Raw genomic sequence first — 19,613 nt, forward strand, 5'->3', positions numbered from 1 at the left:
TCGCTTGCGCCAACGTCGTATAGAATGCAGACATGAAACCAAAACTGTTGATTGTTTTTCTTGCGGCGTCTTTGCTGGCCGGTTGTGCCGGTTTCGACCCTTTCAAGGCCAGCGCACCGGCTGTCATCAAGCCCACGCCCAAGCCTGAAGTGGTCAAGCCGGCTATACAAAGTCAGAGCGAGCGTTTGCTGTTCGAAGCCAACCGGCTGGCAGACGAAGTAAAGACGGGGCGCATGACGCGCACCCAGGCGGCCGATGCGCTGGGGCGTTCCCGTCTGGCTTGGGTCGGGCGCAATAGCGTGGATGATGAGGTATTTCGTGCCTACCGCCAGATGGCGGTGGCGCGGGACGCTGATATCATGACCCAGCCGATGGCGCATAACCGCATGTTCGAGCTGCTTAAAAATTGGCAGCGTCGCTGGCTGTATCTGAAACCTAAGCCTAGCGATCCTGCCTTTACCAATTTCCTGATGAAGGTTTACAGCCTTCCACCTTTGCAATGAAAAAAAAGCAGACTTTAGAGCGCTGTCCTTGTGGCAGCGCTCTGTTTTTTGACGCCTGTTGCGCGCCCTACCTGGACGGTCAGGCCGCGCCCAGTGCCCAGGCATTGATGCGTTCGCGTTACACGGCCTATGTCAAAAAGGACACCGCCTATCTCTTGCTCAGCTGGCATGCGTCCACTCGTCCGGCAAGCCTGAATTTGGCCGAAGACTCAGTTAAATGGATGGCGCTGGAGATCCTCTCGCTGTCGCAAGGCCTGCCTGGCGACAGCGCAGGGACGGTCGAATTTGTCGCTAGCTACAAAGCGGGTGGCCGGGCGCAGCGTTTGACGGAAAAAAGCCGCTTTGTGTTTGAAGACGGACGCTGGTTTTATGTGGATGGCGACATCGCGTAAAACCGGCATTGCGCCAGCGCAAACAGCTTGAAGGTCTTGTTTGACCTGAGTCTTGAAAGCAGGGCAGCATGTGGTTTTCTTGTTTTGCGGGGATGCCATGCGCACTGTCTATACCGATGATCACCACTTGCATCAAGGCCGGGCTGAACTCTATAACGGCACCCTGACGGCAAGCTTTGAGAAGCCGTCGCGTGCCGATATGGTGCTGGCGCAGGTTCGTACCCAGATGCTGGGCGAGGTGCTGGCGCCTAAGTCACATGGGCTGGCGCCCGTGCTCAAAGTGCATGATGAGGGCTATGTGCGTTTTTGGGAGCGGGCTTGGGAGCGCTGGTCGGCGAGCGGGCGCGACTGGGATGCCTTGCCCAAAATGTGGCAGGTGCGGCGCTTGCGCGAGCGGATTCCCGAGCATGTCGAAGGCCAGCTTTGTTACTACTCCATGGATGCCGGTACGCCTCTGACCGCCGGTACCTGGCCTGCGATTACTGGGGCGGCTAATGTGGCGGTCACCGCTGCCGATTGCCTGCTCTCGGGTGAGAAGTCGGTATTCGCCCTGACGCGTCCGCCCGGCCATCATGCAGCTTACGACTACTGCGGCGGCTACTGCTACTTCAATAATGCGGCAATTGCGGCGCAGCGTCTGCGGGATGGTGGTGTGCGAAAACTTGCCGTGCTGGATGTCGACTACCATCACGGCAACGGGACGCAGGATATTTTCTACCGTCGCTCCGATGTACTGTTTTTGTCCATACATGGTGACCCGCGCACCGAATATCCGTTCTTTCTCGGCTTTGCCGACGAGGAGGGCGAGGGCGAAGGCTTGGGCTTTAATGCCAACTACCCTTTGGCTGCGGGCACCGATGTCGCGGGCTGGTTTGCGGCGCTGGAAGCCGCGTGCATCCGCATCCAGGCCTATGGTGCCGAGGCACTGGTGGTGTCGCTTGGCGTGGATACTTTTGAGGGTGACCCGATTTCCCGTTTTGCACTCAAACACGAAGACTTTACCCGCCTGGGTGCACGTCTGGCGCGTTTGGGTCTGCCTACCCAGTTCTGTTTTGAGGGGGGGTATGCGGTGGAGGCTATCGGCATCAATGCGGTCAATGTCCTGACCGGATTTGAAGGCGCATAATAAAGAGGGCTGGCGGCAAGATCTGTCGCCAGCCCTTGATGCTTTACAGTAGAGCTTCGATGTCGTCCGCAATGGAGGCAGGGGGGGTTTGCGGGGCAAAGCGCTTGACGACATGGCCCTGGCGGTCAACCAAGTACTTGGTGAAATTCCATTTGATCGCAGGCAGGCCCAGCAAACCGGGCTTTTCTTTTTTCAGGTAATCCCACAAAGGGCTCGCGTCTTTGCCGTTGACGTCGACCTTGTCCATCATGGTGAAGCTGACGCCGTAGTTTTTCTGGCAGAAGGCACCAATGCTTGCTGCATCCCCCGGTTCCTGCTGACCAAACTGGTTGCAAGGAAAACCCAGTATGACCAAGCCTTGGGCGTGATAACGCTGATGCAACGCTTCAAGCTCGGCATATTGCGGGGTAAAGCCGCACTCGCTGGCGGTGTTGACGATGAGCAGAACCTGACCTTCAAACTGGCTTATGGGCAAAGGCTGGCCATTGATCGCCAACGGCGCGTATTGATAGATAGGGGATGGCATCAGGGCTACCGCAAGGATGAAGAATAGCTAGCTTAAAGCAAGGTACATGCCAAACGCAATGCGTGGAGGAGTGCGGGAAAGTGACAGACAAAAAAGAAGCGCCGTGGCAAGGGGGAACCACGACGCCCCAAGGAAAACAGCTTGCTGTGCAAGAACCCTGTGCCCATCAAGGGCAAACCGGATCCTTCGTTAAAGGTAGAGCATGTATCGGGGAAAAGCGAGGATGAATCGAGAAAGGATATGGATCTGATTACTATCTGCAACAAAAAGGGGAAACGGTGATATTTGTCCGGCCAGCAGTCCGCCTGATTCAGGAAGATCTGCCGGCCGGTGTTTACATCAAAGCATCAGTGCTATGTACAATCAGCGCAGGTGGCGCAAGACAGCGAGAATGGGGGAGAGGGCGGCTTCGCCCATGCGCAGGCTGCGCTGGCCGTTCCAGCCAAAGTCGTCATCCGGCAGATTAGCGTTATCCTTGAACGGCATTTCCAGTGTGAAAGCGAGACAGCGGAACTGTTCGGCAACCCAAGCGGTTGCCCAGGTCAGCTCGGCTTGCCCTTTTTCTTGCTTCGGATAGCCGATTTCATCCTGAAAATCCGGGCAAGCAAGTTGTAGCTGCTCTTTGAAAAGCGTTTCCAGCCTGGAAATACGTTCATCGTATGAAGGCACACCTTCGCTGCCTGCGGCAAAGACATAAGGCAGTGCTTCATCGCCGTGGATGTCGAGGAACAGGTCGACTCCGGTTTCCAGCATTTTCTGGCGAACTGCCAGCACCTCAGGGCTCTTGCCTGCGCTTGGAGCATGCCATTCACGATTGAGGTTGGCACCGGCGGCATTGGTTCTGAGATTGCCGTGGATGGCGCCGTCCGGATTCATATTCGGCACAATGTAGAAGGTGGCCGAGTCCAATAGCAAGCGGCTAGTCGGGTCTTGTGGGTCCAGCAAGCGATTGAGCAAGCCTTCCACAAACCATTCGGCCATGGTTTCCCCTGGGTGCTGGCGGGCAATAATCCAGATCTTGAGGTCGGACTCGACTTCATGACCTATGGTCAGCAGGTCGATATCGCGGTCTTCAATGGTTGAGCCCAGCGAGCTGACATCACACAGGCCGGAGCTTTGTGCCTGGCCGATCAGGTTGAGGTGTTGCTCGTAGGAGTAGGGCTCGAAATAGGCGTAGTAGATGCTGCCGGCCAGCGGGACATGCTCGATGGTCAGTGTCTGCCCATCATAGGTCGTCGGTACGCGGAACCAGTTGACGCGGTCGTATGAGGCCATGGCCTGATAGTCCTGCCAGCCTTGCGGGTAGGCACATTCTCCTGCATTGAGAAAACGTAGCGTACATGGTTGGTAGGCTGCGCCTTGCAGGCGGAAATAAAACCATTGGGCAAAGCTGGCGGCATTGTCCTGACGGATCTTGAGTTGGATGTCGGAAAAATCGTCAAACTGGACAACTTCGATACTGCCGGCGTCAAAATGGCTGCTGATTTTCATCCGATATAACCTCGGGCTCGGTGAACGGTGGAAACAAGAGCAGATTGTACTGCTTGTTGGCCGGTGTATCACCCCCATGATACAAAACACCCCGCATGCGGGGTGTCGGATGCAGGCTTGCTAATCAAGGCAAGCCCGAAAGTGCAGACTTAAGCGTTGTTGCGCTTGGCGTTGGCGTTTTTAACAGCGTCAGCGGTTGCGCTGCCTGCCGTTTTGATATTGCTGTCGGCAAGGTGTACCACTTGCTGTGCGCTTTGCGTCACGCTGTTGACGGCAGCTGCGGTGGCTGCAATCGATGTTTTGACGGCGCTGACAGCGGCATCGGATCCTGCCGGGGCGTTCTTGGCCAGGGTTTCAATCGAGCTGATCAGGCCTTTATTGAAGTTGCCGATATTGTCTTCGACCAGTTTGGTCATGGCACTTTGTGTCTGGGAGATGATCTCGTAAAAACCGCGTGCGTTTTCTACGGCTTTTTCCGCAGCGAGGCCGGCCATTTTATTGAGGTTTGCTGCGATGCTTTGTGGATCGCTGGTGCCTGACAGCTCACGGGCAAACTCGGAATTTTCTTGCAGGGTCTGCTTGGAGATGTCCAGATTGAACCTGACCAGACGCTCAGTGCTGTCCAGTGCGATTTGTGCTGCACGCAATGTGATCTCGTAGTGATTGAGAGAAAAGGTATTGAGTTGTTCTTTGGCGGTATTCATATCGTCGGTTTCCTTTGGCTTTGAAGGTTTTAATCGGGCGATTCAGGATGCCGTTTTGAGTTCTTTTTGCAGCAAGTGATTGTTTTTTTTAGTTGTGCTATGCACAATCCACCTCAATCTATCATGCAGTGCAGCATAGCGCTAGACGTTTAACTCTACTCTGTTGTTTTTATGATAGAGTAATGTTGTGTTGCAATGTAAAACAGAAATATACAAAGGGGGAGTTTCATGAGCACAGAAAAACGGGTTATTAAGAAATATCCCAACCGCCGCCTGTACGATACCGCGACCAGTTCATATATCACGTTGGAAGATGTTAAGCGCCTGGTGCTGGACAATGTCGATCTGCAGGTTGTGGACGCCAAGACCCAGGAAGATATTTCACGCAGTGTCTTGCTGCAGATCATTCTGGAGGAGGAGAGCGGTGGCTCCCCCATATTTACTCATGACGTATTGACCCAGTTCATCCGTTCTTATGGGCAGGCGATGCAGGGCATGATGGGACCGTTTTTGGAGAAGAATCTGGAGATTTTCGGCCAGTTGCAGAAAAAAATGCAGGAGCAGAGCCGTTCCTTGTGCTCGGATGGTAATGGCTGGAATGCCAATTTGTGGGGTGAGTATATGAAGCTCCAGGCACCTGCGATGCAGAACCTGATGTCGAATTATATGGAGCAGAGCAGCACGACGTTTCTTGATATGCAAAACCGTATGCAGGAGCAGACCAAGCAGTTGTTCTCGGGTTTTGCTTTCCCCGGATTTCCTATCCCACCGGCTCAAGCCGAAGACAACAACAAAAAATAAAGCTTGTTGCAGATGCATGCAAAACGCCTGCCGGTGTGGCAGGCGTTTTGCATTTAACCCGTTTACCCTTTTGTCTGGGCCTGCAGGCGCTGGCGGGCAATCCAGGCTTGCCCCAGGCTGATGCCCCCGTCGTTTGCGGGCAGTTGCTTGGCGCGCAATGCCGTGATGCCGCCTTCTTGCAGGCGCGGCAGTAACGCGGCCATCAGTCGGCGGTTGCTGCAGCAGCCGCCGCTTAACACCACGGTCTTGATGCCACTGGCCGCGCAGCCATGGTATGCCCAGTCGGCCAGTGCAGCGGCAAGTGTCGCATGCCAGATGCCGGAAATTTCACCGGTTTTACCTCCGAGGGCGACCAGTTGGCGACAGACCGGCATGAGGTCGAGCTGCATGTCTTTGATCTGCCAGCCATCCAGCATCGGCGCGCATTCTTCTGCTATTTCCTCCAGCCGTTGCAAGGCCTCGTTGTCAAAGCGCTGTTCATCGCACAGACCACACAGACCCGCAATCGCTGCGAACCAAAGCGCCATACTGCTGGTGTTTTGTAGTTGCAGCGGTTTTTCCAGTTGAGTGGCAATGGCAGGCCAGGCTGGGCGCTGGCCAAATCGACGCTGGGCTTCTTGCTCTTCACCCAGTGCATAAAGCAAAGAACTTGCCATCAGCCATGGCTCGTGCATGGCGCGCAAGCCCCCAGGCAAGGGGAGGGGCGCGAGTTGGCCTAATAGCTCGAAGTGGCCACCATGGATTTGCATGAGTTCGCCACCCCAGCCTTTGCCGTCTTCCCCAAGACCGAATGCATCCAGTGCCAAGCCTAATGCCGGGCTGGTGTGACCATGCTCGGCCAGTACGGCAGCAATATGTGCTTGATGATGCTGGATATGAAACAGAGGCACACGGTAGTGTCTGGCCATCTCTTCAGCCAGCCGGCTTGAGCTCTGGCTAAGGTCAAGGTCACAGGCGATGGCGGCAGGCGTGATATCGGTCAGCTCAAGCAGGTGATGGGCACTGGCCTCCATGGCATCGCAGTTCAGCGGATGGTTCAGGTCGCCGACATGCGGTGAGACAAAAGCCTCCTGCCCCCGCAGGACGCAAACGGTATTTTTATGCTGGGCACCCAGCGCCAGAATACTGGGGCCGGAACTTGCCAGCGGGAGCGGATCCGGTGCGTAGCCACGGGCACGGCGCAGGAAGAGAGGCTGCTTGCCATCCTGAATCAGTACGCTGTCGTCGCAGCGTGCGACGATGTTGCGGTTGTGCAGCAAGAAGACATCTGCCAACTGGTTCAGCCGCTCGCGTGCTTCCCGGTTACTGACCACAATAGGCTCGCCGCTAGGATTGGCGCTCGTCATCACCCAGACACGGTCACAAGCTTCCTCCAGCCATGCATGGCCTTCCGGTCTGCCCAGCGCTTCATGAAACAGCAGCCATTGTTGTGGGGTGTAAGGCAGCATCACCCCCAGACTGTCCAGTTCAGGGGCCACACCAGGAAGCTTGGCATCGGTGTCATGACGTTTGCGCAACAATACGATGGGGCGCTCGCGTGATGCTAGCAGTTCGGCTTCTTCCGGGCTGATGTGGCATAGCCGTTGGGCGGAGGCAATATTGAATACCATGACGGCCAGTGGTTTGTCCCGTCGTTTTTTCTGCCCTCGCACCCGGCTCACGGCCTCTTCCTTGCTTGCATCACAGACCAGATGAAAGCCTCCGATACCCTTCATCGCGATGCTGCGCCCCATATTGAGTACTTGCAGGGAACCCGCTATCGCATCGCCTTTCAATGCCTGACCAAAGCGATCGGTCAATGACAGGCGCGGGCCACAGGCCGGGCAGGCATTTGGCTCGGCATGGAAGCGGCGGCTTTCCGGGCTGTGATATTCATCATTGCAGCTTGGACACAGGGTAAAGGCGGCCATGCTGGTTTCGGCCCTGTCGTATGGCAGGGCGTGGGTGATGCTGTAGCGCGGGCCGCAATCCGTACAATTGATAAACGGGTAGCGGTAGCGGCGATTGCCTGGTTCGAACAGCTCATGCAGACAGTTGGGGCAGCTTGCCATGTCTGCCGGCACATAAGCGTGTGTGGCCTTGCCGCTGCTACTGAGTATTTCGAAATGATCGCATTCATCTTGCAGCGGGATAGCTTCCTGCTTCAGGCTATCCAGTCTGGCCAGAGGCGGCAAGTTCTGGCGCAGGGCTTTTTGGCATGCTGCCACGGTCTCGTCAGGGCCTTGCAACTCGATAACGACGCCTTCGCCGGTGTTTTTTACAAAACCGCTCAGGTGGTGGTTTTTTACGATGCGCCAGACATGAGGACGAAAGCCAACGCCCTGGACGCGTCCGAGAATAGTGAGGCGGGTGCGGCAAGTCATCATGTGTTTTTCTCGGTGTGCTGTATCGGATAAGTATGCAGCCTATGTCGAGCCATGCTGCAGCGCGGAAAGAAATTTTCTACATTTTAAGCATTTAAATATTGATTGGAAGTGGAAATTGATAATTTTATGAACTAAATTGGATGAATTTGTTATTATTCAAATTGAATTAGGGGTGGTGGAAAACGATTGTCCAGCATTTATCGTGCTTGCAGGGCATGATAAATGGCTGGTGGCGGTTTTTTATTGGGGGTGTGTGTGACGTTCCAACGCGCTATAGCAACACTGGCATCCAGCAATATACTCAGTTGCAGTCCGGAAACGCCTGCGGCCGTAGCGGCCCGCATGATGGTCGATGCGCATTGCGGATCTATCGTGGTGATGAGTCCTGCCGGCAAGGCGCTGGGTATCTGGACTGAAAGCGACGCGCTGAAGATGGGCTTAGGTTGCCATGATGATTTATCGCAAGCGATCGCCGGGGTGATGAGTGCGCCGGTATACACACTCGATGCCGGATTGGGGACACAGGACGTGGCGGCCTTTTTTCGGCAGAAGCAGATCCGTCATGCACTACTGACCCGAGAGGGAGCGTATGTAGGCGTGGTGTCGGCCTCCGATATCGTATCGAATCAGGGCAGTGAGGTCTTTTTGCGCTGTACCCGCTTGGATAACTTGCCACTGGCACCTTTGGTGAGTGTCGGTGCCGATCGTCCTTTATCCGAAGCCTTGCAGCTGCTGCGTGATAGCGGCCATGATGCGCTGGCCATTGATTTTGCCGATGGCAGCTGGGGGATTCTGACTGCGCGTGATGTGCTGGCGCTGCTTGCCCGGCAGCAGCAGGATGTTGCCGTGCGTGAAGTGTGCAGTTACCCGATGCGCAGCGTCGCGGTAAATACTTCATTACTGGCGGTGCGTCAGCAATTGTTGGCGCAAAAAACGCGTCATATGGGCGTATTAGGCCTGGATGGACGCTTGCTGGCGATCGTTGGCATGGTCGACATCATGTACTCGATCGAGCACGAATTTATTGCCGAGTTGCAGCAAGCTTTGCAGCAACGGGATGCGGCGCTGGAAAATTCGCGTCAAAACCTGCTGCTGGCGGAAAAGGTCTTCGAGTCGACGCAGGAAGGCATCGTTGTGACCGATCCGGCGGGGGTGATTTTGCATGTCAACGCGGCATTTACCCGGATAACGGGTTACAGCCGCGAGGAGGTGCTGGGCAATACGCCGGCGATACTGCAATCCGGCCAGCAGCCGCCCGAGTTCTATCAGGCTTTTTGGCAGAGTCTGAAAAATGAAGGCAATTGGCAGGGCGAACTGGTCAATCGGCGCAAAAATGGTGTGCTGTATTCCGAGTATCTGTCCATCTCCGGCATCCGTGAGCCTGATGGCCGCATTCTGCATTATGTCGGCGTATTCTCGGACATTACCCAGCGCAAGTTGTCTGAAGAGCGTTTGCATTATCTGGCCAATCATGATGCATTGACTGGCTTGTTCAACCGTACATTGTTTGCTGATTATGTCGCTGATGCGGTGCAGCGCAGCCTGAATGGCGGGCAGTTTGCTGTCCTGCATATCAATCTGGACCGTTTCAAACTGATCAACGATACGCTTGGCCATCAGGTCGGCGATGCCTTGTTGCGTCAGGTGGCAACGACGCTTAAATCCAGCCTGCCCGAGAGTGCACGCGTGGCGCGCTTGGCCGGGGACGAGTTCGGGGTTTTGTATGAATACGGGGAAAGCGTGGTACTACTGGCGGCGCAGGTCCAGAAAACACTGGATCAGTTAGCGGGCGAAATTCAGGTAGACGGCAATCCGCTCTTTATTACCGCCAGTATCGGGGTCGCCTTGTATCCGGATGACGGGTATAACGCCGAGACCTTGTTGCTGAATGCCGATGCCGCCATGCACAAGGCCAAGGTGCGCGGAAAAAATGCATTCCAGTTTTACGCGTCAGATATGAATGTCCGTGCCATGGCCAGGCTGAAGCTGGAGTTTGCGCTGCACCGGGTGCTGGAACGCGAGGAATTGGCGCTTTACTATCAGCCCAAGATAGATCTGGCCAGCGGCCGTTGTTGTGGTGCCGAGGCGCTGTTGCGCTGGTTTAGCCCGGATCTGGGCTCAGTCTCGCCGGCTGATTTCATTCCGCTGGCCGAGGAAACCGGACTGATTATTCCTATCGGTGAATGGGTGTTGCGCACGGCCTGTACTCAGGCCAGTGATTGGCTGGCACAGGGGGTGCTGGATGGGCGGGTGGCGGTCAACCTGTCCGGACGCCAATTTGCTTCCGGTAATATTGTCGCCATGATCCGGCGTATTCTGGACGAGACCGGTTTGCCGGCCGAGTTTTTGGAACTGGAAATTACCGAAAGTACGGCCATGGATGTCGATAGCGACGTGCTGGGCCAGTTAAGCAGCTTGCGTGCTTTGGGGATTGTGCTTTCCATTGATGATTTCGGCACCGGCTATTCATCGCTGGCTTATCTGAAGAAGCTGCCGGTCAGTGTGCTTAAGGTTGACCAATCCTTTATCAAAGATTTACATCATGACCGGGATGATGCCGCCATTGCTGCCGCCATTATCTCGATGGCGCGTAGTCTGGAGTTGGATATTGTCGCCGAAGGGGTCGAGCTGGAAGAACACCGCCAGTTTTTACTGCAGCATGGCTGTACGATGGCGCAAGGCTATTTGTTTAGCCGCCCCTTGCCGGCCCAGGAAATGGGCCACTGGCTGGCTGGGGATAGAGCGGCCTAGCTGTTATAAAGGCGGCTGTCCTGATCGAATACAGGCAGGCAGTGGGTGCGTGCTGCTAGCCAGATGCGCACCCATTGTGATGCTTAAACCGGATCAGGCGTAGTAGCGTTGCGGTTCGCGCTGCACATCGGGTGCCACGTAGGCGTCTGTGTTTCGCGTCTGGAATGTGGTGATGGATTTGCCAAGTTCCGCCATCAGCCTATCCAGTTGTCGGGTTGCATGGGCAATGGTATCGGTTTCTGCAGAGAGTGCCCGGGTATCGCTTTCGATCGAGTTAATATTGCTGGCGAAGTGGCTGAAGCCTTCGTTTTGCTTGGCCTCTGCCGCTGAAACCTGTTGCAGAAGATGGCCAAGTTCCAGCGTGTTGGCGATCATTCCGCCAAGCTTTTCATGTGCCGACAGGGTATGCTCGCGGCCCGTTCGCATCTGGGTATTGCCTTCCCGCATGGCGATAATCGATGACTGCGTACCCTCATGAATAAGATGTATCTTGTCGCCGATGTCCACGGTGGCTTTTTGCGTGCGCTCGGCCAGTTTCCTGACTTCATCTGCGACAACGGCAAAACCGCGGCCGAACTCGCCGGCACGTGCCGCTTCGATCGCTGCATTGAGCGCCAGCAAATTGGTCTGGTCGGCAATTTCACGGATCATCTGCACAATGCTGTCGACTTCCGTACTGCGCTCGCCCAGTTCCTCCAGCTTTTCTGCTGCCGCATCGATGACGGCCCGCGCCTTGTTAAGCTGCTGTACGGCGGCGTCCATTGCTTCTCCGCCCGCATGCGCCGCGGTGCCCGCAGCTTCGGCCATCGTGGCTGCCCGTTGTGACTCATGGGCACTTTGCTGCGTTAATGCCGACATTTTCCGTGTTTCCTCCACCATGTTTTCGGCACGCTGGCGTTGTTTGCTCATGGTGTCTGCCATCAGACCGGCGCTGCTGGCGATGTCGCGGCTTTCGGTGGTTGCGGCCTGAATAGAATGCGTCACCTGCGCCATCATCTCCTTCATGATGCGGCTCGTGTTTTCCGCCTCTTCGCGGGCCGCTTCCAGTTTCTCGAAGCCACGGGCTTTGGCTTTCTCAAATGAAAGCGACAGGATGAATACCGTTAGCGTGAGTCCGATCAGCGATTTGGCCTGCAGCTTGGGGAATTCTTCGTGGGCAATGGGGCTAGGCGGGAGCCAGCCGTGATTCTCCGACAAAACCAGCATGACGATGATGGCCGCAATGGTCATTGCGCTCCATACCGTGCCGGAGTGGCGGCCATTGATAAATATGGCCGCCACCGGTACTGCGGCATACCAGACAATGCTGGTCGACATGACACCGCCGTTAACGTAAACCATCCAGCTAACGAGTGCGAACATACATAGCACCACGTACTCGCCAACCAGACGCACCATGCCGCTGAATTTAAGTGCGAAAGCGCCGGCCAATAGCAACAGGCAGCCAAGCAAAATGCCGTCTGCCATCGCCGGATGGTTCAGCTTGTAGTAAGACAGGGCAAACAGTGGTGCGATCAGGCCTGCGGTTAGTGCCGCACTGATGATGGTCCGTGCGCGGATGAGTAGTTCCTGCTGCTGGCGAACAGCGGCAGGAATGAACCACTCGGTGATGCTTTGTAGCGTCATGATGAAGTCTCTCCCGTGATTTGTTTTTTATTATCAAAACCGTAGCGGTTATAAATGGTTTTGTGGGTGAACTCTAAAACAAATGTTTGATTAGAACAATGGTGTATTTTGCGTGCGTTACGGATTGCTGCAGTTTATTTTTGGCCTTTGGCTGGGACGTGGGGCTTTCCTGAATCGCTGGTGTCATAAGCAGGGTTTGAGGCAAAATGATAAAAGCGGCCTATTTCGCCATGCCTAGAAACCGATTGCCCTCATGTTGCGTTTGCCTTTGTTGCCCGTTTTACTGCTCTGTCTGCCTGTTTGGGCATGGGCTGCACCTTATCGCGATACCGTCTGGCCCGTGACTTTCGATTTGCCGGCGCAGTGGCAGCTCAGCAGCAAGACCGAGAAAAAGCGCCGCACTCTTTTGGTTCTGCCGCGTCGTGCCGAGGACCGGGAGCGCGGCGATGCGCGCGCGGTGTTCAGCGTGCGCCGCCTGGGTAAGCGCGACAGCTTGCAGCGCTTGATCCGGCCTTACCGCAGTGCGCAGGGCGGGCGCGAGGCCGCCAGCCGTATCGAGCTGGATGAAAAGCGCGGCCGTGTGCTGCTGGACTACCGCGAAAGCGAAAATGTACAGAATGGCTTGTGGATTGTGCGGCGCCACCAGAAGGTATGGCAGCTGGACAAGGCGTCGCGCCGGGTATTCGAGGCCGATTGCAGCGCCAACGCGTCCGAGTTCAAACATTACCGCCAGCCTTTTTCCAGCCTGTGCCTGAAGTTTTCGGTCAGCAGCAAGCGTGAACAGCCATGAGTGCGGCCTTAAGGCAGATCCTGTGGCTGCGCGTGCGCGCAGGGCAGCTGGGTGCCGGCTGGATGGTGCTGGCCGGGCTGTCGTTTGCGCTGATGGGCGTGTTCGTCAAGGAAGGCGCGCGTACCTTTTCTTCGACCGAACTGTTGTTCTGGCGCACTTTGCTGGGAGCCTTGTGTCTGTCCGCGGTGATGCGGCTGCGCGGGCAGTCGTCGCGCACGCACCATTTTACTGGCCATCTCAAGCGCAGTGTTATCGGTTACGCCTCCATGGCCATGCTGTTTTATGCACTCGCCCATTTGCCCTTGTCCAGCGCGATTACGCTGAATTACACTTCGCCGCTTTTCTTTGTCCTCTTGTGCATGATCAGGCTGCGCGACCGCTTGACGCCGGCCGTGGGCCTGTCTTTGGCACTGGGCTTTGTTGGGGTGGTGCTGCTGCTTAAACCCGGCTTCGCTTCGGATGCCTGGTTTGCCACGCTGGTGGGTCTGGGCTCGGGCCTGTGTGCCGGCTTTGCCGTGTTTCAGGTGCGCGAGCTGGGGCAGATGGGGGAGCCGTCGTGGCGTACAGTGTTCTGGTTCTTCTGGCTTGCCAGCGGCTTTGGCCTGATTTTTTTGCTGTTTGGCCCGGGTTTTACCCCATTAAATAGTGCGAATGTCGGGCCCTTACTCGGTGTTGCGCTATTCGGCCTGACCGGCCAGCTGGCGATGACCCGTGCCTATCAGGAAGGGCGGCGCTTTCTGGTTGCCAGTCTTGCCTATCTGACCGTCGTCTTTTCCGCCCTGTTTGGTGTTCTGTTGTGGGGGGAACCCCTAAGCGGCGATGCGCTGCTGGCGATGGCGCTGGTGATCCTGTCCGGCGTGATTGCGGCACGGCGCGGATAAATTTTCTTTTTGGAACGGTATGAAGCATTTGTTTTTGCCTGCACGCTGGCGGGATTTTTCCCTGGGCGCGGGCTGGATGGTGGTGGCTGCTTTTTTCTTCGGCCTGATGGGGGTATTCGTCAAGCTGGGATCGGCTAGTCTGAGTTCGAGCGCGCTGGTGTTCTGGCGCACGCTGATTGGCGTGCTGCTGCTGGGAATTCCGGCCCTGCTTAAAGGGCAGCGGTTTGCCACGCCTTGTCTGCGCCGCCATATCCAGCGTGGCCTGTTGGCTTACACCTCGCTGCTGCTGTACTTTTACGCCATCGCCCATCTGCCGCTGGCGACCGCTGTGACCTTGAATTACACCTCGCCCATGTTTCTTGCGCTGTTGTCGGTTGTGTTCTTGCGCGAGAAGCTGTCGCCGCGCGCGCTCTTTGCGCTGGCGCTGGGCTTTGTCGGCGTTGTGCTGCTATTGCGCCCGACACTGGCGTCGGATGCCTGGCTGGTGGGTTTGATGGGCTTGTGTTCGGGCTTGCTGGCCGGCTGGTCCTATCTGCATGTACGCGAGCTTGCGCGTCTGGGCGAGCCTGAGTGGCGTATCGTGTTTTATTTCGCGTTGATTGCGACTCTGGGCGGGGCGGTGCTGGTGTCGTTCGAGGGCTGGCAGCCCATGGATGGCCATACCATGCTGATGGTGGCCGGGCTGGGTATCACGGCCACCATTGCCCAACTGGCGATGACCCGTGCCTATAAGGTTGGCAATAAGCTGGTGGCGGCCAATCTGTCCTACCTGACGGTGGTGTTCTCTACCTTGCTGGGTGTGCTGTTATGGGATGAATCCCTGCCCGGCGTCTCGCTGTCGGCAATAATATTGATTGTGATCAGTGGTATGCTCGCTAGCCGGCGCTAGAATGTTAATTGCATGAATAACGAGAGAGGTGTAGCGCATGATTTCCATCCGTGAGCAGGACTATGGCCTGGATGTCGCCTTGTATGGCGAATTTACCCTGGCCGATTTTAAATTGTTCGAAGCGGCGCTGATGAAGCGCGCCGGCGAACAGCGCAAACCGGATGTATTGCTGGATCTGTCCGAACTGAAGGACTTCACCATCGATATGGCGCTGGAGGAGGTGAAATTCATGCGCGCGCATGAAAGTGACTTCGGCCGCATCGCGCTGGTGGTGGAGGATGTGTGGATCAAGCTGGCCACCCATATTGCCGGCATGCTGTCCGATGCGCGTTCGCACCACTTTGAAACGCTGGAAGAAGCGCAAGCCTGGCTCAAGGGCGCAGAACCGCTGTAAGGTTTACAGGGCTTGCTTTTACCTGCTTAGCCGCTACAGTAGGGGCTTTTCTTCGCCAAGACAGAAAAGCCGCATGATCAAGTCTATTGCCAGCCGCCTCGCGGCGGAACTCAATGTCCGCGAGGCGCAAGTCCTTGCCACGGTCGAACTGATTGACGAGGGCGCAACCGTGCCCTTTATCGCGCGTTACCGCAAGGAAGTCACCGGTGGTCTGGACGACACCCAGTTGCGCCTGCTGGATGAACGCCTCGTTTATCTGCGCGAACTGGATGCCCGCCGCGACACCATACTCAAAAGCATTGCCGAACAGGACAAGCTCAGCCCCGAGCTACAGGCCGCCATTTTGGAGGCCGATAATAAAACCCTGCTGGAAGACCTGTACCTGCCGTATAAGCCCAAACGCCGTACCCGGGCCCAGATTGCGCGCGAAGCCGGGCTGGAGCCGCTGGCCGATAGCCTGTTGGCCGATCCCTCACAAGAGCCCGAAGCGGCCGCCGCTGCTTATATTGCCCCGGATAAGGGCGTTGCCGATGCCAAGGCTGCGCTGGATGGTGCTCGCGCCATTCTGATTGAACGCTTTGCCGAGGACGCTGCACTTTTGGGCGTTTTGCGCGACAAATTGTGGCAAGAGGGCGAGCTAAGCGGCAGCGTGGTGGCCGGCAAGGAAGCCGAAGGCGCCAAGTTTTCCGATTATTTCGCCCATCGCGAGCCGATACGCAGTACGCCTTCACACCGCGCGCTGGCACTGCTGCGTGGCCGCAATGAGGGCATTCTGACGCTCGGCCTTAAATACCAGCCGGACGAAACGCCGATTACCGAGCGTTCGGCTTATGAGCTCTTGATTGCCCGCCATTTTGCAGTGGCCGATCAGGGGCGCGCCGCCGATAAATGGCTGCTGGACGGGGTGCGCCTGTGCTGGCGGGCCAAAATTTTCCTGTCTTTCGAACTGGAGCTGCTGGGCCGGCTGAAAGACGCGGCCGACGCCGAGGCGATCAAGGTGTTTGCCGGCAATCTGCATGACTTGCTGCTGGCGGCACCGGCTGGCGCCCGTGCCACCATGGGGCTGGACCCGGGCATTCGTACTGGCGTGAAAGTCGCCGTTGTCGATGCTACCGGCAAACTATTGGATACCGCCACCGTTTACCCGCACGAGCCGCGCCGCGACTGGCATGGCGCGCTCTCGACCCTGGCGGCGCTGGCGGTGCGTCATCAGGTTGATCTGATCGCCATCGGCAACGGCACGGCCAGCCGCGAAACCGACAAACTGGCCGAAGAACTGACCCGTGCACTGCCGCAACTGGCGATGACGCGCGTGGTGGTGTCCGAGGCCGGCGCTTCGGTGTATTCGGCGTCCGAGCTGGCTGCGCGCGAATTCCCGACACTGGATGTGAGCCTGCGCGGTGCGGTGTCGATTGCCCGGCGCTTGCAGGACCCGCTGGCCGAGCTGGTGAAGATAGACCCCAAAAGCATCGGTGTCGGCCAGTACCAGCATGATGTCAATCAAAGCCAGTTGGCCAAGTCGCTGGACGCCGTGGTGGAAGATTGCGTCAACGCCGTCGGGGTGGATGTGAATATGGCTTCGGTGCCGCTATTGACCCGCATTTCGGGATTGAATGCCACGCTGGCGGCGAATATCGTGGCCTATCGTGATGCCAACGGCGCGTTCAAAAGCCGCAAGGCACTGTTGAAAGTGCCGCGTCTGGGCGAAAAAACTTTCGAGCAGGCCGCCGGCTTTTTGCGCATACGCGGCGGCGACAATCCGCTGGATGCGTCATCGGTTCACCCCGAGGCCTATCCGGTGGTGGAGAAGATTGTCAGCCGCACCGGACGTGCGGTGTCAGAACTGATTAGCGATGCCGGCGCCATCAAGACGCTGCGCCCATCCGACTATACCGATGCGCGTTTCGGTTTGCCTACGGTGATGGATATTCTGAAAGAGCTGGAAAAACCGGGGCGCGATCCGCGTCCCGAATTCAAGACAGCGACCTTTCAGGACGGGATCGAAGACATCAAGCATTTGCTGCCGGGCATGGTGCTCGAAGGTTGCGTCACCAATGTCACCAATTTCGGCGCCTTCGTCGATATCGGCGTGCACCAGGATGGGCTGGTGCATATTTCCGCCTTGTCCAATAAATTTGTCGATGATCCGCGTACTGTGGTCAAGGCCGGCGATGTGGTGCAGGTCAAGGTGCTGGAAGTGGATGTGGCGCGCAAACGCATTGCGCTGACCATGCGCATGAGCGACGAGCCGGGTGCCCAGCGTAGCAGTGCACCGGCTGGCCGCAGCGATGCTTCGCGTAGTGGCAAGGGGAGGGCGCCGGAAAAAGCGCCGGCCAATAATGCCATGGCGGATGCGCTGGCAAGGCTGAAACGCTAAGCAGTTGTTCACCTCGTCCCGCTTGGGATAGGGTGAAAGACTTTTAAGTCCATGCTGCTGAACCAAGGCCCGCGCAAGCGGGCCTTGGTTTTTTGCTTAAGAGAGCGCCAGTCTTAGAGCGTGAAATACATAGCCGGCGATCAGGCGGACGCTGTCAAACATCTCGGCAATTTCAAACAGCAAGGCAAAGCCCAGGGCGTAAAACCATTGTGGATAGCCGTGCTCAATGTTCAGTAGTCTGCTTGTGATGTGGCTGCGCGCTTTCCAGTGACTGATGATAGACACGCTTGCGATACCGAGTAAGGCGCCGGCAATCAGGTCGGACGGGTAGTGCATGCCAAAATAAAGTCTGGGCAGGCAAATAAAGATGGTTGCATGGATAAACGCCCAAAGCCCCATTTTTGGCGAGATCCTGAATAGCGAGGATGCCAGCACAAAGGCCAAAGCGGCATGGTCACTGGGGAAAGAACTCCAGGTGCGCATGCTGGATGCAAGCTGGGTAACAAAATGCAGATCAATATTGGTGAAAGGCCGCCCCCGGAAAGGCAGGGCCAGCGCTAGCAGACGGGCAAAAAACAAGGTAGCGAAACCCGTCAATATGCCTTCAAGCAGGATGTTCCGGTTAAGCGATTGCTTGGGTGTGTTTTTGAACCATATCCAGCAGATAGCCAGTACCAGTGGAAAAAATTTTATAATCGAAGCGTCAAGCACCCATGCAACCACACCATCAAACAAGGGGCTCTTGAGCATGAATTGATTCACCCACATCACTATTTCGTTGTCCAAGTGGGAGATGGATGGAAAGTCGTGAGCGGGCATCGTATTCACCTATTTTCTTTGTTTGTAATTGTTTTTGTCATCCCTGTGTCAGTTTAGTATCTGCTTGGCTGGGGGCAAGGCTTGATGCCGCCATCCCGATCGGATGGTCAACTTGTTGGCATGATGTACTGATCCGGTTTATCTTCTGGGGATTGCCAAACTGCGAGTGCGCCATGCCTATCCCTTTGCAATTTTCATCCTATCAATTTGCTTCTCCCCAAACCGGTCCGCGATTAATCGTGCTGGGTGCGGTGCACGGTAACGAGGTATGCGGCACCTTGGGTATCCGCCGCCTGCTGGCCGAATTCGAGAGCGGTGCACGCGTGCTCAAGCAAGGCTGCGTGACCTTGGTGCCGGTGACGAATCCGCTGGCTTACAACAAGGGCGAGCGTTCGGGGGATCGCAACCTTAACCGCAATTTCGCGCCGACCACTACACCGCTGGAGTTTGAAGACCGCATTGCCAATTGGCTATGCCCGCTGCTGGCGCAGCACGATGTGCTGTTGGATCTGCATTCCTTCCAGTCCAAGGGGCAGGCTTTTGTGTTTATGGGGCCGCATGACAATGCCGGTACGCTGGAGCCGTTTATGCATGCGGCCAAGGAGGAAGCACTGGCACGTTGTTTGGGGGTGAGCCGGGCGGTGGATGGCTGGTTGTCGACCTACGCGCTGGGGGTCAAGCGGCGGGTGGCCTTGTTCGGCGAAGCGGACTCGCGCCAGATGCAGCTAAATACCGACCCGTGCTATGGCATGGGTACGACCGAATGGATGCGCCGTTGTGGCGGCTGGGCGCTGACGCTGGAGTGCGGTCAGCATCAAGATCCAGCCGCGCCCGATGTGGCGTATCAGGCCATCCTTAACACGCTGGCGCATTTGGGGCTGATTGATGCCCCGGCACCTGCTCCGGTTGACGGGATGGAGGCGCTGTCGTTGTATGAGGTGATTGACCGCATGCACGCCGATGATCAGTTTGTGCGCGAGTGGGTCAGCTTTGACGAGGTCAAAAAAGGTGAGCAAATCGCCACCCGCGCCGACGGTACGCCGGTGCTGGCCGTGGACGACGGGCGCATCGTATTTCCTAATGTGAAGTCGCAGGTGGGGCAGGAGTGGTTTTATCTGGCGCGCGAGTCGGGGCGTTTAGGCTAAGCGAACGCTGTTGCAAGGCTGGCGAAGTCGCG

At 56.7% G+C, this 19,613-nt stretch carries 18 protein-coding genes; 12 read left to right on the forward strand and 6 right to left on the reverse strand.

Annotation, left to right across the window (positions count from 1 at the left end):
• The first annotated feature begins 32 nt into the window (after positions 1–32).
• The 3 genes from M3P88_RS04035 to M3P88_RS04045 all read left to right on the forward strand — a co-directional run bounded on the left by M3P88_RS04035 (position 33) and on the right by M3P88_RS04045 (position 2,021).
• On the forward strand, positions 33–503 hold the full coding sequence (locus tag M3P88_RS04035; RefSeq protein WP_249614781.1) for a hypothetical protein: 471 nt from the start codon (positions 33–35) through the stop codon (positions 501–503).
• On the forward strand, positions 500–895 hold the full coding sequence (locus M3P88_RS04040) for a YchJ family protein (protein WP_349629037.1): 396 nt from the start codon (positions 500–502) through the stop codon (positions 893–895). The genes M3P88_RS04035 and M3P88_RS04040 overlap by 4 nt, the downstream gene beginning before the upstream one ends.
• Positions 896–992: 97 nt before the next feature.
• Positions 993–2,021 (forward strand): histone deacetylase family protein, encoded by a 1,029-nt coding sequence (locus M3P88_RS04045; protein ID WP_249614783.1) that lies wholly within the window; start codon positions 993–995, stop codon positions 2,019–2,021.
• Positions 2,022–2,064: 43 nt separating this feature from the next.
• Here the strand turns inward: M3P88_RS04045 and M3P88_RS04050 are convergent, their stop codons facing one another.
• From M3P88_RS04050 to M3P88_RS04060, 3 genes are all read right to left on the reverse strand, one after another.
• Complete coding sequence (locus tag M3P88_RS04050) at positions 2,065–2,547, reverse strand: glutathione peroxidase (RefSeq protein ID WP_249614784.1); 483 nt, start codon at positions 2,545–2,547, stop codon at positions 2,065–2,067.
• A 363-nt stretch (positions 2,548–2,910) separates the two neighbouring features.
• Positions 2,911–4,038, reverse strand: coding sequence for a M14 family metallopeptidase (locus M3P88_RS04055; RefSeq protein WP_249614785.1), 1,128 nt, complete (start codon positions 4,036–4,038; stop codon positions 2,911–2,913).
• Positions 4,039–4,187: 149 nt separating this feature from the next.
• Positions 4,188–4,742, reverse strand: coding sequence for a phasin family protein (locus tag M3P88_RS04060; protein WP_249614786.1), 555 nt, complete (start codon positions 4,740–4,742; stop codon positions 4,188–4,190).
• 228 nt (positions 4,743–4,970) lie between these two features.
• Here M3P88_RS04060 and phaR point away from each other — a divergent pair, with 228 nt between their 5' ends.
• Positions 4,971–5,543 carry a polyhydroxyalkanoate synthesis repressor PhaR gene (phaR, locus tag M3P88_RS04065; RefSeq protein ID WP_249614787.1) on the forward strand — a complete coding sequence of 191 codons (573 nt, stop codon included), beginning with the start codon at positions 4,971–4,973 and terminating at the stop codon, positions 5,541–5,543.
• 62 nt (positions 5,544–5,605) lie between these two features.
• On the opposite strand, the gene hypF is transcribed toward phaR, so the two are convergent.
• The gene (gene hypF, locus M3P88_RS04070) at positions 5,606–7,909 is read right to left on the reverse strand and encodes a carbamoyltransferase HypF (protein ID WP_249614788.1); all 2,304 of its coding nucleotides are present in this window, start codon (positions 7,907–7,909) and stop codon (positions 5,606–5,608) included.
• Between the two features lie 136 nt (positions 7,910–8,045).
• Between hypF and M3P88_RS15880 the strand changes: the two genes are divergently transcribed.
• A complete protein-coding gene (locus M3P88_RS15880) occupies positions 8,046–8,168 on the forward strand; it encodes a hypothetical protein (RefSeq protein ID WP_283773142.1) in 123 nt (40 codons plus the stop codon).
• Positions 8,165–10,660 carry an EAL domain-containing protein gene (locus M3P88_RS04075; protein WP_249614789.1) on the forward strand — a complete coding sequence of 832 codons (2,496 nt, stop codon included), beginning with the start codon at positions 8,165–8,167 and terminating at the stop codon, positions 10,658–10,660. Before M3P88_RS15880 ends, M3P88_RS04075 begins: the two co-directional genes overlap by 4 nt.
• Positions 10,661–10,753: 93 nt before the next feature.
• Here the strand turns inward: M3P88_RS04075 and M3P88_RS04080 are convergent, their stop codons facing one another.
• Positions 10,754–12,286, reverse strand: coding sequence for a methyl-accepting chemotaxis protein (locus tag M3P88_RS04080; protein WP_249614790.1), 1,533 nt, complete (start codon positions 12,284–12,286; stop codon positions 10,754–10,756).
• Positions 12,287–12,539: 253 nt separating this feature from the next.
• Here M3P88_RS04080 and M3P88_RS04085 point away from each other — a divergent pair, with 253 nt between their 5' ends.
• The 5 genes from M3P88_RS04085 to M3P88_RS04105 all read left to right on the forward strand — a co-directional run bounded on the left by M3P88_RS04085 (position 12,540) and on the right by M3P88_RS04105 (position 17,617).
• Entirely contained in the window at positions 12,540–13,076 is a 537-nt protein-coding gene (locus M3P88_RS04085) for a hypothetical protein (RefSeq protein WP_249614791.1), read from the forward strand.
• The gene (locus tag M3P88_RS04090; RefSeq protein ID WP_249614792.1) at positions 13,073–13,957 is read left to right on the forward strand and encodes a DMT family transporter; all 885 of its coding nucleotides are present in this window, start codon (positions 13,073–13,075) and stop codon (positions 13,955–13,957) included. The genes M3P88_RS04085 and M3P88_RS04090 overlap by 4 nt, the downstream gene beginning before the upstream one ends.
• Positions 13,958–13,976: 19 nt before the next feature.
• A complete protein-coding gene (locus M3P88_RS04095) occupies positions 13,977–14,846 on the forward strand; it encodes a DMT family transporter (protein WP_249614793.1) in 870 nt (289 codons plus the stop codon).
• A gap of 37 nt (positions 14,847–14,883) precedes the next feature.
• The gene (locus M3P88_RS04100; RefSeq protein WP_249614794.1) at positions 14,884–15,240 is read left to right on the forward strand and encodes a SpoIIAA family protein; all 357 of its coding nucleotides are present in this window, start codon (positions 14,884–14,886) and stop codon (positions 15,238–15,240) included.
• 73 nt (positions 15,241–15,313) lie between these two features.
• Entirely contained in the window at positions 15,314–17,617 is a 2,304-nt protein-coding gene (locus M3P88_RS04105) for a Tex family protein (protein ID WP_249614795.1), read from the forward strand.
• A 96-nt stretch (positions 17,618–17,713) separates the two neighbouring features.
• On the opposite strand, the gene M3P88_RS04110 is transcribed toward M3P88_RS04105, so the two are convergent.
• Positions 17,714–18,436 (reverse strand): phosphatase PAP2 family protein, encoded by a 723-nt coding sequence (locus tag M3P88_RS04110; RefSeq protein ID WP_249614796.1) that lies wholly within the window; start codon positions 18,434–18,436, stop codon positions 17,714–17,716.
• 173 nt (positions 18,437–18,609) lie between these two features.
• On the opposite strand from M3P88_RS04110, the gene M3P88_RS04115 reads away from it, so the two are divergent.
• Positions 18,610–19,581, forward strand: a complete 972-nt coding sequence (locus tag M3P88_RS04115) for a M14 family metallopeptidase (protein ID WP_283773108.1) — start codon at positions 18,610–18,612, stop codon at positions 19,579–19,581.
• Positions 19,582–19,613: the final 32 nt, after the last annotated feature.

Source organism: Craterilacuibacter sp. RT1T (assembly GCF_023502145.1).
Classification (GTDB): Bacteria; Pseudomonadota; Gammaproteobacteria; order Burkholderiales; family Chromobacteriaceae; genus Craterilacuibacter.

Excerpts from the sequence above, each read along its gene's own strand:
- M3P88_RS04035 (WP_249614781.1), top strand. The coding sequence starts at position 33 with ATGAAACCAAAACTGTTGATTGTTTTTCTTGCGGCGTCTTTGCTGGCC.
- phaR (WP_249614787.1), top strand. The coding sequence starts at position 4,971 with ATGAGCACAGAAAAACGGGTTATTAAGAAATATCCCAACCGCCGCCTG.
- M3P88_RS04045 (WP_249614783.1), top strand. The coding sequence starts at position 993 with ATGCGCACTGTCTATACCGATGATCACCACTTGCATCAAGGCCGGGCT.
- M3P88_RS04060 (WP_249614786.1), bottom strand. The coding sequence starts at position 4,742 with ATGAATACCGCCAAAGAACAACTCAATACCTTTTCTCTCAATCACTAC.
- M3P88_RS04100 (WP_249614794.1), top strand. The coding sequence starts at position 14,884 with ATGATTTCCATCCGTGAGCAGGACTATGGCCTGGATGTCGCCTTGTAT.
- M3P88_RS04115 (WP_283773108.1), top strand. The coding sequence starts at position 18,610 with ATGCCTATCCCTTTGCAATTTTCATCCTATCAATTTGCTTCTCCCCAA.
- M3P88_RS04055 (WP_249614785.1), bottom strand. The coding sequence starts at position 4,038 with ATGAAAATCAGCAGCCATTTTGACGCCGGCAGTATCGAAGTTGTCCAG.
- M3P88_RS04105 (WP_249614795.1), top strand. The coding sequence starts at position 15,314 with ATGATCAAGTCTATTGCCAGCCGCCTCGCGGCGGAACTCAATGTCCGC.
- M3P88_RS04080 (WP_249614790.1), bottom strand. The coding sequence starts at position 12,286 with ATGACGCTACAAAGCATCACCGAGTGGTTCATTCCTGCCGCTGTTCGC.
- M3P88_RS04110 (WP_249614796.1), bottom strand. The coding sequence starts at position 18,436 with ATGCCCGCTCACGACTTTCCATCCATCTCCCACTTGGACAACGAAATA.
- M3P88_RS04095 (WP_249614793.1), top strand. The coding sequence starts at position 13,977 with ATGAAGCATTTGTTTTTGCCTGCACGCTGGCGGGATTTTTCCCTGGGC.
- M3P88_RS04085 (WP_249614791.1), top strand. The coding sequence starts at position 12,540 with ATGTTGCGTTTGCCTTTGTTGCCCGTTTTACTGCTCTGTCTGCCTGTT.
- M3P88_RS04040 (WP_349629037.1), top strand. The coding sequence starts at position 500 with ATGAAAAAAAAGCAGACTTTAGAGCGCTGTCCTTGTGGCAGCGCTCTG.
- hypF (WP_249614788.1), bottom strand. The coding sequence starts at position 7,909 with ATGATGACTTGCCGCACCCGCCTCACTATTCTCGGACGCGTCCAGGGC.
- M3P88_RS04050 (WP_249614784.1), bottom strand. The coding sequence starts at position 2,547 with ATGCCATCCCCTATCTATCAATACGCGCCGTTGGCGATCAATGGCCAG.
- M3P88_RS04090 (WP_249614792.1), top strand. The coding sequence starts at position 13,073 with ATGAGTGCGGCCTTAAGGCAGATCCTGTGGCTGCGCGTGCGCGCAGGG.